This window comes from Lentzea sp. NPDC055074, assembly GCF_053608005.1.
Genome location: NZ_JBSGUQ010000002.1, coordinates 655047 through 671180 on the forward strand (window position 1 = coordinate 655047; position 16134 = coordinate 671180).

General features: G+C 69.9%; 6 protein-coding genes. 4 read left to right on the top strand and 2 right to left on the bottom strand.

Annotated features, from left to right (window positions below; translation table 11 throughout):
- Positions 1-7 precede the first annotated feature (7 nt).
- The gene (locus ACWF7A_RS07205; RefSeq protein WP_452249535.1) at positions 8-9352 is read right to left on the bottom strand and encodes an amino acid adenylation domain-containing protein; all 9345 of its coding nucleotides are present in this window, start codon (positions 9350-9352) and stop codon (positions 8-10) included.
- A gap of 215 nt (positions 9353-9567) precedes the next feature.
- On the opposite strand from ACWF7A_RS07205, the gene ACWF7A_RS07210 reads away from it, so the two are divergent.
- Genes ACWF7A_RS07210 through ACWF7A_RS07225 form a run of 4 tightly spaced genes read left to right on the top strand, consistent with a single transcriptional unit; the run spans position 9568 to position 14213 of the window.
- Complete coding sequence (locus ACWF7A_RS07210) at positions 9568-11301, top strand: ABC transporter ATP-binding protein (RefSeq protein ID WP_452249536.1); 1734 nt, start codon at positions 9568-9570, stop codon at positions 11299-11301.
- Positions 11298-13052 (top strand): ABC transporter ATP-binding protein, encoded by a 1755-nt coding sequence (locus tag ACWF7A_RS07215; RefSeq protein ID WP_452249537.1) that lies wholly within the window; start codon positions 11298-11300, stop codon positions 13050-13052. Before ACWF7A_RS07210 ends, ACWF7A_RS07215 begins: the two co-directional genes overlap by 4 nt.
- Positions 13049-13906, top strand: coding sequence for a class I SAM-dependent methyltransferase (locus ACWF7A_RS07220; RefSeq protein ID WP_452249538.1), 858 nt, complete (start codon positions 13049-13051; stop codon positions 13904-13906). The genes ACWF7A_RS07215 and ACWF7A_RS07220 overlap by 4 nt, the downstream gene beginning before the upstream one ends.
- A 55-nt stretch (positions 13907-13961) precedes the next feature.
- On the top strand, positions 13962-14213 hold the full coding sequence (locus ACWF7A_RS07225) for a phosphopantetheine-binding protein (protein WP_452249539.1): 252 nt from the start codon (positions 13962-13964) through the stop codon (positions 14211-14213).
- 63 nt (positions 14214-14276) lie between these two features.
- Here ACWF7A_RS07225 and ACWF7A_RS07230 read toward each other — a convergent pair whose 3' ends face one another.
- A complete protein-coding gene (locus ACWF7A_RS07230) occupies positions 14277-16124 on the bottom strand; it encodes an SIP domain-containing protein (protein ID WP_452249540.1) in 1848 nt (615 codons plus the stop codon).
- Between the last annotated feature and the right edge of the window lie 10 nt (positions 16125-16134).

Sequence of the window (16134 nt, forward strand, 5' to 3'; positions counted from 1 at the left end):
CGACGGCTCAGCCGGACAACAGGTTCGTCAGCAAAGGCCCCCACTTCAGCAGTCCGGAGCCGGGTTCGAGGATCGACTGGTGGTCCTCGTCCTCGGCGACGAAGAACGCGAAGTCGGTCAGGTGACCGGCCCATCCCAGCGCGTCCTCGCGGCCCAGCTCCGCCACCCGGGGCGCGTGGGTCGCGGAGGACGCGACCACGAGCGCCTCGACGTCGAGAACGCCCTTCGTCGGCGCGGACGTCAGGACGTCACACCGACGGCCGGCGGTCTCGACCGCCTTGAGCTGCTTCGCGTCGGCGAGCAACTCGGCGTACGCCTCCTCGCCGAAGGCCTTCCGCATCTCGTCCCGCATCGACTCGGCACCTCCCGGTCGTTCGAGGAGCTCCGTCGAGTTCTCCGAACCGGCGGGCATCGCGTCCACGATCACCAGAGGGCGGACCCGTTCCCCACGGGCGAGAAGCCGGCGCGCCACGGCGAACATGATGTGCGCGCCATATGACCATCCCAGCAGTTCGTACGGCCCTGCCGGCTGCATTCCCTGGATGACGTCGGCATAGGTCGACGCGAGGTCGTCGAGGTCGTCGAACTCGACGTCCAGGCCGATGATCGCCGGGTCGTCGATGCCGACCAGCCCGACACCGGGCGGCAGGTACGCCGCCAGTTCCGAGTACATGGACGAGGCACCGAACTTCGGGTGTGCGCAGAACAGCGTGCGCCCGTTCAGGGACTGGGTGAACCGGGTCGCGATCGCGGTGACGTCGGCCTCCGGATCGGTGTCCGGGTGCATCTTCTTGTCCACCAACGCACTCAGCTCGCCGATCGTCGAAGCGGTGATGACGTCCCGCATCGCGATGGTCACGGGGAACTTGCGGTTCATCTGCGACGCCAGCCGCATCGCCGCGAGCGAATGCCCGCCCAGGCGGAAGAAGTCGTTGGCGGCGCCCAGGACCAGACCCTCGTCGAGGTCGAGCACATCGCGGAAGATCGCGGCCAGCGCCAGCTCAGTGTCCGACTCGAGCGCCCGGCCGGTGCCCAGTCCGGACGCGGCCACGTCGGCCGCGGGCAACGCCCGGCGATCCAGCTTCCCGGTCGGGGTGAGGGGGAAGGAGTCCACCAGGACGAGGGCCGCCGGGACCATGTAGTCGGGCAGGTACCTGGCCAGGTGGTCGCGCAACGCCTCGCTGATGTCGACGTCCGCGGTGGAGCTGTAGTAGGCGGCCAGCTGCTTCCCCGTGGAGTGCTCGAAAGCCACCACTTCGGCGCGCGTCACCTCGGGGAACTTCTGCACCACGTCCCGGATCTCGTCCGGTTCGATGCGGTAACCGCGGATCTTGATCTGCTCGTCGGCGCGACCGAGGTAGTCGATCATCCCGTCGTCGTTCCACCGGGCGAGGTCGCCGGTGCGGTACATGCGTTCCGCCGGTTCCCACGGGCAGGCGACGAAACGCTCGGCGGTCAGCGCGGACTGGCCCCAATATCCGCGCGCCGTTCCGTCGCCGGCCAGGTAGAGCTCACCGGCGACGCCGGGAAGCGCGGGGTCCAGGTTCTCGTCGAGGATGTAGGCACGGGTGTTGAAGATCGGCGTTCCGACACTCGACGTGGCGCTGTCGGCCAGGTCGGCGCCGAGGGCGTTGATCGTGTACTCCGTTGGCCCGTAGAGGTTGTACGACTCGACTCCGGGTGCGCCGCGCAGCTGTTGCCACAACCGGTCCGGGACGGCCTCGCCGCCGAGGGAGACGAAGACGACACCGGGTGCGTCCGACGACACGGACCTGCCGGCAGGCCGGTCCCGGTCGAGCAGTCCTTCTTCGACGAGCAGCTGCCCGTAGGACGGGGTCACGTCGAACCCGTCCATCCGCGTCTCGTCGTAATGCGCCAGCAGCCGCTGGTGGTCGCGGCGCATCTCCTCGTCGATGACGTGCACCTCGTGGCCGTTCAACAGCCAGAAGAGCTGCTCCCACGAGGCGTCGAAGGAGAACGACGTCGTGTGCGCGATCTTCATCCGGCGACCGCGCTGGTGGTCCACCACCCGGTCGAAGATCTTCTCGACGTGGTTGAAGTACATGTTCGTCAGGCCGCGGTAGCCGACGGCGACCCCCTTGGGCCGTCCCGTGGTTCCCGAGGTGAAGATGATGTACGCGAGGTTGTCCAGCGACACCCGCCCGCCACGTTCCGCCTCCGTGATCGGACCTGTGGCCATCCGCGCGACGCGATCCACCGTCGTCTCGGCGTCCAGGTCGACCACCTTGCCGACCGCGCCGGTGAGCCGGTCCACGTCGCGGCCGGTCACCAGGGTGACGGTCGGGTCCGCGATCTCGATCATGTAGCCGATCCGCTCGTCCGGCAGCTCGGCGTCCACCGGGACGTAGGCGGCGCCGATGGCGAACACCGCGAACATCGCGATGACCATCCGCTCGTCGCGCGGCAACAGCAGCGCGACCCGGTGTTCCGGGCGCACTCCCTCGTCGAGCAGAAGCCGGCCGTAGCGGTTCACCTCGGCGGAGAACTCCGCGAAGGTGAACACGCGATCTCCGGCGACCAGCGCCGTTTCCGTTCCGGACAGCCGCACCTGGCGGTCCAGCAACTCGGCGACCGTGACCGGTTCGACGTCGCGGACGAGATCGGCGGCGACACCCGTGTGCGGGTCGGTCTCGGTCGGCAACAGCGCCGACACCGTGCCCACGGGCTCGTCGAGCCTGCGAGTGAGAGACGTGAGGACCTGCACGTAGCGCTGGAGCACCAGCTCGGCGGCCGGAGCGTCGAAAACGTCCCGGCGGTAGGACAGGCGCACGTGCACGGTCGCCGCTCCGTCGCGCTCCTCCGGGTCGATCGCGAACGTCACCGGGTAGTGGGTCGCGTCGTCGACCTTCGCGCCGACGACCCGCAACCCGGCCTTGTCCTTCCCGGTGCTCTGGCCCAGCGGCACGTTCTGCACCACGAACAGCGTGTCGAACAGAACCGGAACGCCCGCGTTGGTCTGGATCTGGGTCAGAGCGGCGTGCGGGTGGTCGATGACGTGCAACTGCTCGGACTGGACCCTGGCCAGCAACTGCCGGGTCGTTTCGAACGGGGGCAGGCTCACCCGCATCGGGACGGTGTTGAACAGCAGCCCGATGATGCGGTCGGCGTCGGGCAACGACGGCGGCCGGCCGGACACGGTGTTGCCGAAGACGACGTCGTTGCTCCCGACGAGCCGGCTGAGCGCGATCCCCCAGGCGGTCTGCAGCACCGTGCCCACCGTGACCGCGGCATCCCGCGCGGTGCGGAACACCCTCGACGCCTCCGCCGGGCTGAGGTCGAGGTGCAGTTCACCGGTCTCGCTCTGCGCGTCACCGAGGTCGGCGAAGTCGGGGCACAGCAACGTCGGGCCGGTCAGCTCCGCGAGGTAGTGGTCCCAGGCGCGGTACGCGGCTTCGGGATCCTGGTCGTCGACCCAGTCCAGATAGGAGCGGAACGACGCCGGACGCACCCGGTCGGCGTAACCGTCGTCCGCGTAGATGCTGAGGACCTCGCCGAACACCGCGTTGATGGACCAGCCGTCCAGCAGGATGTGCTCGAAGCTCATGACCAGCGTCCACGTTTCGTGGCCGTGTTCGATCAGCGTGAACCGGATCAGCGGCGGGACCTCGAAGTCGAACGGCTCACCGCGCTCGGCCGCCAGGAACTGCTCCACGTCGATCCCGAGGCCGTCCCACTCGTCCCGCCGGATGACCCGCACCGGGACCTCGACGCCGGACGGGATCACCTGCACGTCACCGGGAGGGACGAACGCCGCCTGGAGGTTGGGGTACCGCTCCATCGCACCGGCGATGGACGCCACCATCCGCCCGGGATCGAGATCTCCCGCGAGCTGCCGGGTGACCTGCGAGACGTAGGTGTTGTGGTCGTCGGACTCCTGGGACCGCAGCAGGTGGTAGAACAACCCGCGCTGCAACGGGGCGAGCGGGAGGATCTGGGCGTCGCGCCCGTAGCGGGCCCGGATGGCTTCCTCCTCGCCGGGCGTCAGCGTGACCCGGTCCGCGCGGCGCAGAGCGAGTGCGTCTCGACGCTCGCGGCCGAGGGCGGGGACTCCTGTCCTGCCGATCTCCTCGGTGATGGCGGAGGCCAGCGCGTTCGTGTCGACGTCGACGGTGTCCGCCGACTCCACCCGGACACGGACGACGTGGTCGTCGGACCCACCCGCCGCGACGAGGACCTGGATGCCGAGTCCGTCCTCTGGCGCGCCGGCACCCGCGGGCTCGGTGACGAGCTCCGCTCGGCTGCGGAACACGCCCACCCGGACCGGTGGAATCGGAAGATCGTCGAAGAAGCGGCTGAACCGGGGGTGTCCGGCGAGCGCGGCGTACTCGGCCGCTCGTTCGGGGCTCAGTCCGATGACATCACCATCATCGAGCAGCACGGGGAACACACGTGTCCTCAGTGGACCGTCGGGCTCCTGGAGCTCGACGAGCAGGTCACCTTCGGCGACCCCGGCCAAGGCCTTGGCCACGGCCCTCAGCACGACGGACGACAGCGAGGTCTCGTCCGTGACGGGAACCGCTCGTCCAGCCGTAGCGCTGGACGCTTCCGAGTCGTCTCGCTGCCGCAGCGCGGTGGGGGTCGCGTCGGCGAGCTGGTCTACCCAGTCCTCCCAGAACGGATCGTCGAGGACTGCCGCCAGTTCGTCGTCCTTGCACCCGGCCGCTGCCGGAGTGGGCGGGACGACGACCATCGGAATCTTCGCCTGGTAGGCGGTGACCAGCTCGGTGAGCTTCTCCCCCACCGCGTCCAGCAGTTCGGGGTTGCCGGTCTCGGCGACCAGAGCACCGGCGCCGTTGTCGCCGACCGCCAGACGCAGGGTGAGGCCCGCTCCCGACAGGGCGTGACCGACGTGGTCGATCGCGGCCCGCCAGAGCGGAGCCACGCTGATGTCGAAGTCCTCGAGCGGCAGCCGGAAGCGGTGCACGCCGTCGACAGCCCCGGTCCGGCTCACGTCACCGGCACGAACGATCAGGGCGAGCTGCTTCACCGTCAAGTCCGGGTGCCGGGAGCCGAGCACGAGGAACCGCGCCGTCTTCCTCAGCAGCCGTGACGTGGTCTCCGCCGAGAACAACTCGCGGGCCGCGTTCAGGTTCACCCCGAACGCGCCGCCGTCCAGCCTTTCGATGCTCGACACGAGATCGAACAGCGCGGGCTGAGCCGCCAGCGGGCCGTCCGCGGTGGTCGAGGCGTAGTTGGTGAGCACCGACGCCGCCCCCGGATCTCCACCGCGATCCACGTAGGCGGCCATCACCTGGAAGAGCGGACTGATCCCGACCTGCCGCGGCGGGTTCACCGCCTCGACGACGTGCTCGAACGGAACGAGCTTGTGGTCGGCGGCTTCGAGCATGCGATCGCGGCACCGCAGCAGCGTCTGCGCGAAGCCGGCTTCCTCCTCGACGTCGGCGCGCACCACGACGGTGTTCACGAAGTACCCGATGAGGTCCTGCAACTCGGGCTGGTCGCGCAGGCTCGCCGGGGTGCCGATGGGCACCGCGTCACCGGCACCTTCGTCCCAGAGGGCCAGTGAGAACGCCGCGATCAACGCCTGCAGCGGTGTCGCCTTGTGTTCGAACAGGAACTCGTCGACCGTCGCTGTCTCCTCGCCGGTGAGGGACGTCGTCGCCGGCCGGATGGTCCTCTCCTCGGAGGCGTCGCGTGCGTGGTCGAGGGGCAGGACGGTCTCCGTCGGGAGATCCGACAGCATGTCCTGCCAGTACCGCAGGTCCGCCTGGTAGCGGGACTCCGGATCCTTCCGGCTGCCCAGCACGTGGCGCTGCCAGACCGCGAAGTCGGCGTACTGGATCGACAGTGGCGCGACCTCGGTCGAACCGCCGGTGACCGCTTCGAGGTAGAACCTGTTGAGTTCCTGCACGAGGATCCCGAAGGAGTCCGCGTCGGTGACGATGTGATGCCCGTAGGCCACCAGGACGTCGCCGTCGGAATGGCGCAACAGGTGGAACTTCAGCCCGAACTCGGAGGTGAAGTCGAGTGGCAGCGCGGCAACTCGGGCGATCTTGTCGCCGATCGGCTCGGCACCGACGTCCTCGACCTCCAGGACCGAGGTGTCGTCGCCGGGCTCCGCGCAGATGATCTGGCGGAGCGACGAGGACTCCTCGTCCGGCACGAGGATCGTGCGCAAGATCTCGTGACGAGCGACCACCCGGCGTACCGCCGTCGCCAACGCGTCCAGGTCGAGCCGCACGCCTGCTTGCAGCACGATCTCGGTCCGGTAGACCGAACGCCCTGCGATCTGCTCGGTGAACCAGAGCGACTGCTGTCCGTAGGAGACGGGAACCAGGGCGGGGCGGGGCAGGTCGCCGATTCGCGGGCCGGACGTCTCGGTGGTTCCGGTGGACGTGTCGGCGATCTGGGCGAGCTCGCTGATGCGGGGGTGGTCGAAGACGTCGCGGAGTGTCAGCGCGGCGCCGAGTTGTGCGTTGGCCCGTGCGACCACTCGTGCGGCCAGCAGCGAATGCCCGCCCAGGCGGAAGAAGTCGCTGTCCACGCCGAGATCGGTGTCGAGGTGCAGCACGTCGCGGAAGATGCCGGCGAGGACGATCTCGGCGTCGGTTCGCGGTGACCGGCCGTCGGTCGCCCCTGCGGTCAGGTCCGGTTGCGGCAGCGCGCGGCGGTCGAGCTTCCCGTTGGGGGTCAACGGGAACCGGTCCAGGCGCGTGAACGTCGTGGGGACCATGTAGTCCGGCAGCGACCGCGCCAGGTGCTCGCGGAGTGCGTCGAACGACACCGGGTCCGTAGTGGTGATGTACGCGGCGAGGTACTTCCCGCCGGCGGGGTGGTCCAGCGCGACGATCGCCGCACCCGACACACCTGGGTGCTGTTCGAGCACAGCGCGGACCTCACCGGGTTCGACCCGGTAGCCGCGGATCTTCACCTGATCATCGCTGCGCCCCAGGTACTCCAACTGTCCCAGGGAGTTCCACCGCACCACGTCACCGGTGCGGTACAACCGCGCACCGTCTTCACCGAACGGATCGGCCACGAACCGGTCGGCCGTCAGGCCAGGGCGAGCGACGTAGCCGTCCGCGAGCTGCACTCCCCCGAGGTAGAGCTCACCTGTCACACCGACCGGCACCGGACGCAACCACGCGTCGAGAACTCGTGCCGTCGTGTTCGCGACCGGCACACCGATCGGGGTGTCGCCGGTGATGACGGCCAGCGTGCCGTCTCCGGTGACCTCGGTCGAACCGTAGAAGTTGTGCAGTACTGCCTGCGGTGCAGCGGTGCGCATGGTCTTCGCGGTGCCTGAGGTGAGTGCTTCACCGGAGGACACCCACGACCGGATCGAGGTCAGCGCCGCCGGCGCGTCGTCGTGGCGGACGAGGACGTCGGCCAGGCTGGGCACGGTCAGCAGATGCGTGACCCGGTGGTGGGCGATCGTCCCGAGAAGGCCCGCCGGATCCTGCGCGGTCTCCGCGGGCACCACGACGATCCGCGCACCGGCGATCAACGGCCCGAACAACTCCGTCACCGCATCGACGAAACCCACACCGCTCTTCGACAGCGCCACGCTGTCCGGCGTGTAGTCCAGAACTCGCTGGCCCCACGTAAGGCGGTTCACGAGTGCGCGGTGCGTGAGAGCCACGCCCTTCGGGTTGCCCGTCGTCCCCGAGGTGAAGATCACGACAGCTGCGTCGGACTCGTTCAGCGGCCGGGACAGAACAGGTGCGGCCTTCTGACCGGCGGCCAGGTCGTGCGGTACTTCGGTGATGACCAGCGCTGGCGAGGCGTTGTCGAGGATGTAGTCGATGCGTTCCGCGGGATACGACGGATCGATCGGCACATAAGCCGCTCCCGCGCGCAACACCGCGGCAAGTGCCACGACCAGGTCCACCGAGCGCGCCATGGAGATCGCGACGCGGTCGCCCACCCGCACACCCTGCTCGATCAAGAGGTGAGCGTGGGCGTTCACCCGTGCGTCGAACTGGCTGTAGGTGAGTTCGACGCCGTCGGCGACGATCGCGACCGCGCCCGGATCGGCCTCGACCCGGCGGCGCACCAGCGCGTCCACTGTGGAGGGAGCGATGTCGAGCGTCTCGCCTCGCCCCCACAACGGATCTGGCCCGTCGGGCGCGAAGCCGGCACTGAGATGGTGCAACGTCTGATCAGGCGACCCGTCGAGGGCGGCGGCCAGGAAGCGGCCGAACTGCTCGGCGTGCAGGAACGGATCGCCCGTGGCGGACCCCGCGGACAGCTCCAGCCGGATCCCGGTGCCGGGGTCGCGGTAGATCGCGAGGTCGAGCGACCCGACCGGACCGGTGCTGATCGTCTCGGAGACCGCGGCGACGTCCCCCAGGCGCGGCGTCGACTCGAAGAGCCTGATGTTGATCGTCGGGAGAGCGAGGTACGAGGCCTGGCCGCTCGGCCACGACCGGGCGATCTGGTGGTCTTCGACCGTCGCGTGACGCCGGGACGTCCTCAGCTGGTTCGCGACGACGTCGAGGACATGTCCGAAGGTGTGATGCGGGCTGATCTCGGTGACGACCGGGATCGCCCTCGAGAGCGCACTCGGTGTCGTCAGGGACTCGCGATCGTCGCGCAGCATCAGGGGAACCCGGACCGCGACGCAGTCACGACCCTCGGCCACAGCGGTGTAGACGCCCCACAACGCGATCAGCGCATCGGTCCAGGACACCCGTGCGGCGCGGGCGAACTGCTGAACCTCGGAGTGGAGGTCGTCCGGGATCGGGACGACGACCGGGTGGCTCGAGGACACGAAGACCTCGGACAGGTCCTCCTCGCGGCCGGCGTGCTCGATTCCGAGGACGCCACTCCAGTACGTGACGTCCTCGGCGCTGGAACCGTTGTGCCCGTTGGTGTTCTCCAGGGTCCCGAACCAGCGGTCCGGGACCGGGTCACCGGCCTTGAGCGCGGAGTAGACCTCGGCGACGCGGCGGATGAACAGCGAGAGGCTGTAGCCGTCGACCAGCAGGATGTTGGTGACGAGGATCCACGCCCAGGTGCCGTTCTCGCGGCGGATCAGGGTGGAGCACGTCGTCGGCTCCCCGGCGGTGGCCCGCGGTCCGGTGAGCTGTTCGCGGGCCAGCACCCGGATCCGGTCATCGGCATGACCGGCGTCGACGATCTCCGTCGTGAGAGCCGTCGAGGCGTCCACGTACTGGAAAGGGACGCCGTCCTCGTCACCGAAACGCACCCGCAGTGCGTCGGTCTCCGCGAAGACCGCGCTCACCGAGGACGCGAACACGACCGGATCGACCGGACCGTCGAGCCAGATCAGCTGACCCGCGCAGAACACCGAGGACTCAGGGGCAAGCCTCCGAGCCACCCAGTTGCCCCGCTGGCTCGCAGTCAACTCCACACGATCGAAAGCCGTCAACGGAAGCACACCCACTTCTCTGAGACCAGGTCGAGCAGACCGAGGCAACGATCACTACTACGCCAAAGAAGGCTAGGCTAACCTTGCGCCGTGCCACCACCCCACCGCCCTGTGACGACGGCCTACCGGTGTTCGATCCCGGACAGGTCGCTGCAAGACATCCCCCTGCTGGGCACGAACCGGGGGCGGCCGTGAGCAACGTCTCGCACCCCGACCCGTTGGGGCGGGGTCCCTTGACCCGTCGGCTACCTGTGCTCTGGCAGGCGCCCACCGATCCGCCCGAGGTCCAGCCGTTCGAAACCGGCTCGGAGACCACGGCCGGCCGGTTCCTGCTGCGCGTGATCCTCTCCGCGAAGCGGATCACCGTTCCCGCGACGCTGGCGGCGATCGCGTGGCAGGTGGGCGAGGCGGCGGTCCCGGTGGTGATGGGCCTCGCGATCGACCGGGCGCTGGCGACCGGGAACGCGAGCCAGCTGGCGCTGTGGCTCGGTGCGCTGGTGGCCCTGTACGTCCTGTTGACGGTGGCGGCGAAGTTCGCCGTCCAGCTGACCGCGTATGCGATCCAGCTGCTGCAGCACCGCATCCGGAGCACTCTCTCGACCGGCGTGCTGCATCCGGTCGGCGGCGGCGCCCACGCACCGGACGGCGGGGTCGTCTCGTTGATGACCAACGACGTCGCCCGCCTGGCGAACGGGGTCCAGCTCGTGATCATGCCGATCGCGAGGATCACGACCATCGGGTTCATCGCCGTGTCGCTGTTGACGACGCACTGGCTGCTCGGCCTCGCGGTGCTCGTGGGGGCGCCCGTGGCGGTGTGGCTGATGGGCGTCCTCAGCGAGCGGCTGTCCCGGGACACCCGTGAGTACCAGGGACTTCTCGCCACCACGGTCGGACTGGCCACGGACGTCGTGGCCGGCTACCGGGTGGTCAAGGGGATGCGCGCCGAGCCCGAGGCGACCAGGAGGTACCGGCGGGCGAGCCAGGAGACCCTCGTGGGCGCCAAGCGCAACGCGGGAGTGCTGGGGCGGTTCCTGATGGGCTCCGGTGTGGTCACCGGTGTCTTCGTCGCCGCGGTGATGGGTCTGGCGGGCTGGTTCGCCGTGGACGGGCAGCTGAGCATCGGCGAGCTGATCGCCGCCGTGGGCCTCGCTCAGGCGCTGCTGCCGCAGATCCAGTCGATCGCGAACGACTCCATCCCCAACCTCGCCGGATCCCGTGCCTCCTCCGCGCGCATCCTCGACGTGCTGAAGGCCGACGTCGCGGCGACGCCCGAGCCCGACGACGCGGCGCGGCCGGTGGTCGGGCCGCTGCCGGTGCTGGAGGTGTCCACGCCCGACGCGACGATCCGGGTGGAGCCCGGTGAGCTCGTGGGAGTGCGCACGGACGACCTGACCGCTGCCCGCGTCGCGGAGGCGTTGCTGGATCCGCGCGATGACGGCAGCGAGATCGCGGTGCGGCTGGACGGGATCGCCGCGGGGGAGCTGACCGCGCAGGAGTACCGCTCCCGCGTCATGTTCACGCCGCACCGGGTCATGCTGTTCAGCGGCACGATCCGCGACAACCTCACCGCCACCGCGGCCACGCCCGAGCTGGTGACAGCCGCGGTGCGCGCCGCCGCCTGCGGTGACTTCGCCGCCGATCTCGACCTCCCCGTCGGCGAGGACGGCAACCGCTTCTCCGGCGGCCAGCTCCAGCGCCTCGCGCTCGCCCGCGCCCTCGCGAGCGACGCGCCGGTGCTCGTGCTGCACGACCCGACGACGGCGGTCGACTCGGTCACCGAGCACACCATCGCGAAGGGGTTGCGCGACGTCCGCGCGGGCCACTCGACCCTGCTGATCACCTCCTCCCCCGCGTTGCTGGGCAGCTGCGACCGCGTCGTCGACCTGCTCGAGGACGCGCCGGTGCACGCAAGGACGACGTCATGAGCGGGACGACAGGGCACGCGCTGCCGGTCGCGGGCAGCAGGGAGACGGCCAGGGAGGTGTGGCGGCTCAGCCGCGGGCACCGGCTCCGGCTCGCCGCCGTCGGAGTGCTGGGGCTCGTCAGCACCGCCGTCAACCTGGTCCCGCCCGTGATCATCGGGTTCCTCGTCGACCGGGTGCAGGCCGGGACCGCCGACCTCGGCACCGTGCTGACGGTCACGGCCGTCATGGCGCTCTCGGCGGTTCTCGGCGCGGCCGGCACCGCGGTGACGATCGTGCTCGCCACCCGCGTCTACCACACCATCCTCGCCGCGCTGCGCGAACAGCTCGTGGGCCGCGCGATGACACTCCCCCAGCACCTCGTCGAACGCGCCGGGACCGGGGACCTGATCTCCCGGACCAGTGACGACGTCACCGCCGTGGCCGACGCCGCACCCGCCGTGATCCCCGCTCTCACCGTCAGCGCGTTCACCATCGTCGCGTCGCTGGGCGGGCTCGCGACGCTGGAATGGCCGTACGCCGCGGCTTTCGCCGTCGTACTGCCCGTCTACGTGCTCGTCATGCGCTGGTACCTCCGCATCGGCCCGCGGGTGTACGGCGCCGAACGCGCGGCGATGAGCGCCCGTGCACAGCAGATCCTCGAGTCGCAGCGCGGTTATGGCACCGTGCTCGGGCTCGGGCTCACCGAGCAACGCCACCACGCCGTGATGGCCGCGTCCTGGGGCGTCGCGGTGCACACGCTCCGCGCCCGCACCGTGATGGCGATGCTCAGCCTCCGCCTGAACCTGGGCGAATGCCTGAGCCTGGCCACCGTCCTCGTCGTCGGCTTCGTCCTGATCGACGCGGACGCGTCCACGGTCGGTGGCGCCACCGCCGCGACGCTGATCGTCCTGCGCGTGCTCGGGCCGATCAACGAGCTGCTGTACGTCGTCGACGACCTCCAGTCGGCCCTCGCGTCGCTCAGCCGCATGATCGGGGTCGCCACGATCCCGGAGGAAGCGGCCGAGCCGGCGCCGAAGGCGGACGCGGGCATCGCCGTGCGGCTGCACGAGGTCTCGTTCCGCTACGGCGACGGCCCTCGCCTCTTCGACGACCTCACCCTCGACGTCCCCGCGGGGCAGCGGATCGCTGTCGTCGGCGCCTCCGGGGCCGGGAAGACGACGCTCGCCGCCGTCATCGCCGGCATCCACCTGCCCGAAGCAGGGACGGTGGCGCAGCCCGGCCGGACCACGTTGATCACCCAGGAGACGCACGTGTTCGCCGGCACGGTGCGGGACAACCTCACGCTCGCCGCCCCCGAGGCCACCGACCACGACATCCACGCGGCGCTGCAGGCCACCGGGGCGGCCGGTCTGCTCGACCTGCTGCCGGAGGGTCTCGACACGACGATCGGCACCGGCGGACATCCGCTCACCGACGCACAGGCCCAGCAGCTCGCCCTCGCCCGGCTGCTGCTCGCCGACCCGGAGCTCGCGATCCTCGACGAGGCGACCGCCGAGGCCGGCTCCACCCACGCGGGGTTGCTGGACCGGGGCGCCGACGCGGCCCTGCGCGGGCGCACCGGGCTGGTGATCGCGCATCGCCTCTCCCAGGCCGCGACCTGCGACCGGATCGTCGTCATGGAACAGGGCCGGATCATCGAGACCGGAACCCATGACGAGCTGGTCGCCGCCGGCGGCGTGTACGGCGGGCTGTGGAGCGCGTGGGAGGCCGGACGAAGCTTGAACAACGAGGTAGGAAGGAACGGCTCATGACGGGCAACCTTGTCGGCACACCGGACAACACGGCGGTGCGGACTGCGTTGTGGCGCGCCCTGCACACGAAGGTGGACGAGCCGCCGCACGTCCTCGAGGACGTGCTCGGCGCACGGTTGGCGCAGGACGACGACGAATGGCTCGAGCGCGGCGACATGGTCCCCGACGGCTCTCGGGGCAAGCGCGCCACGGTCGTCGCGCGGGCGCGGCTGACCGAGGAACTGGTGGCGGAGGCCGTGAGCCGCGGCGTCGACCAGTACGTGATCCTGGGCGCGGGCCTGGACACCTACGCGCAGCGTCATCCCGACGCGGGCTCGACCATGACCGTCTTCGAGATCGACCAGCCGGAGACGCAGGGGTGGAAGCGGCAGCGGTTGATCGAGCTCGGGTACGGCGTCCCGGACTGGCTGCGCCTGGTCCCGGTCGACTTCGAGGCGAACGACGACTGGTGGGAGCGGTTGCAGGCGGCGGGGTTCGACGCCTCGCGTCCCGCGGTGGTGTCCTGGCTCGGGGTCACGATGTACCTGACCGAGGAGGCCACCGCGGCGACGCTCGAGCGGGTGGCGAGTCTGCCGTCCGGCTCCTCGCTGGTCCTCACGTTCTTCCGCCACCTCGAAGACCTCCTGCCCGAGGACGTGCAGATCCGGCGGGCCTCCCGTGAGGGCAACCGGCGGGCCGGTACGCCGTTCATCGGCTTCTACAAGCCCGACCAGATCGTCGAACTGGCGCGGCAGGCGGGTTTCACCGGCTTCGAGTACGTCTCGGCGGCCGATCTGGCCGAGCGCTACTTCGCGGGCCGGACCGACGGCCTGCGCCCGTACAGCGGCGAGGAAGCGCTGATCACCACCGTGTGACACCCCGGTGGGAACCGTCCAAAGAGGTCAGACAAGCAATGAACGAGGAGTTTTGATGAGCCTGAGCACCGAGCAGTTGATCGCCGACGTCGCCGACGTGTTGTTCCTCGAGCCCGCGGAGATCGACTACGAGTTGAGCCTCCGCGACCAGGGGATGGACTCGGTGCGCCTGATGGATCTGGTGGAGCGGTGGCGCACCGCGGGAGTGGACCGGATCGACTTCATCACCCTGGCCGAGGACTCGCGACTGGGTCACTGGATCGAGGTCATGGAGAAGCTCCAGGCCGGTGAGGAAGTAGCTTCCTGACCCTGAGGTAGGGCGGTAGCCGGGTTCGTCGTGGACGACCCCGGCCGGACCCACCACCTCAGATCACGGTGCGAGCACTCGCAACGTGTTGCCCCACCCGACGAGCGACTTCTGGACCACGGTCAACCCAGCGCTGGCGATGACCGCATCGAGCTCGGCCTCGGTGCGGTACCCGGATCCGTGCAGCGTCAACTGCAGGATGTCGCGCTCCGCGTCGTGCTCGTCCAACTCGGCGGGATCGAACGTGTCCTCCACCAGCAGCAGCCGGCCACCAGGGCTCAGGCTCGCGGCGGCCTGCTGGAGGATCAGCCTCGCCTCCGCGTCCCGGTGCTGCCCGAGCGTGTAGATGATCAGCACGGCGTCCGCGGGTTCGGTCCTCTCGAACACCGACTGCTCGACGATCCGGATCCGGTCGCGTCGTGCCGGATCGTCGATGCTGGTCGGGATGTCCTGGCGGAACCACTCCGCCGCGGTGGGGAGCGCCACGACGGTCACCGTCGCCTCCGGATGCCCCGCCGTGAGGTGGTCGGCGTGGACAACCGCACCGGCCGCGTGGACGACGACCTTCCCGACGCCCGCCAGTACGGGCGACTTCGCGAGCGGCTCGGCGAGCACCTGCGCGAACCGGGACTTGTCCTCCAAGAGCTTGTGCTCGAAGGTCGCGTCGCCGCGGAGGGCGTCCCAGTCCTGGCCGGTCACCGACTCCAGCACCGGACGATCGTGGCGGACCGCCGCCTCCAGGCCGAAGAAGGCCTGCGTCATGCGGAACTCGACCCCGCTGGAGACCAGGTGGTCGAGCACGGACTCGTTGGTCAGGAACTCGCCGGTCTCGGTGAGCCCGTACTCGTCTCCTTGCCGTTCCAGGAGATCGATCGCCTGCAGGTACCGCAAGAACTTCGCGAGGGAGCGCTCGTTCGCGCCGGTGTGCCGCGCGAGCGCGGACGCGGTGCGCACGCCGCGGCTGATGCAGTCGGCGATGCCGAGGTTCGCGGCCACCCGGATCGCCAGCGGCGGAAGCAACTCGGACATCTCGTGGAACTTCTCGAAGGCCCCGTCGTTGCGCTCGGGGTCCGGCAGGGCCGGGTCCTCGTCCAACGCCACGACCTCCGCGCGCCGCCAGTAGCCGGTGAAGTCGATGTCGGCCTTGTCGACACCGCGCTCCTCGACGAGATACCGCCGCAGATCACGCACCACGGACTGTTCCCCGGCGAGCCAGGCGAACATCGAGCCCTCTCGCGGGCCGGCCTCGCGCACCGCCCGCAGCAGCAGCTCGGTACCCGGTGCCCCTCCGTTCCGCACGACCCAGGTCACCTCGACGCCGGGACGCGCCGGGAAGTCGATCCGGTGCTGCTGTTCGGCGACCTCGACGTAGACCTCGGCCTGCGTTCCGCCGGGCAGTTCCCGGAGCAACCGGTCGATCGCCGGGATGGCCGTGTCGTCACCGATGACGAGGAACCGGTCGTACCCCTCGGGCCAGCCGCTCGACGCCGACGGTCCCCCGACGTGGAGGCGGTCGCCCGGCTTCGCCCGGTACGCCCACGTCGTGGCGACACCCACACCGTGTTTCACGAAGTCGATGTCGAGCTCGCAAGCCTGCGCGTCGTGGCGTCGCACCGTGTAGACCCGCCACAGCGCCGGCGGGTCGGCGGGCCACCTGAACTTGCCGTCCTTGTAGACCGGGACCACCGGTTCGCTCTCGCCGGGATACGGGAAGATCAACCGGACGTTGTCGTCGAAACCGTTGGTGGTGAACGCGGGGAACGTCGTGCCGTCGCTTCCGGTGAACGATCCCAGCTGGTCACCGGTCAGGGTCACCCGGCGCAGCCCGGGAGTGACGTCGACGACCCGCGCCACCTCCAGCTCCCGCAGGGCGATGGTGTGGACGAAGGTGGGACGGGCACGACGTGGCACTGCGACTCCT

Coding starts and splice junctions, on each gene's coding strand:
- ACWF7A_RS07215 (WP_452249537.1), top strand. CDS start 11,298: ATGAGCGGGACGACAGGGCACGCGCTGCCGGTCGCGGGCAGCAGGGAG.
- ACWF7A_RS07220 (WP_452249538.1), top strand. CDS start 13,049: ATGACGGGCAACCTTGTCGGCACACCGGACAACACGGCGGTGCGGACT.
- ACWF7A_RS07225 (WP_452249539.1), top strand. CDS start 13,962: ATGAGCCTGAGCACCGAGCAGTTGATCGCCGACGTCGCCGACGTGTTG.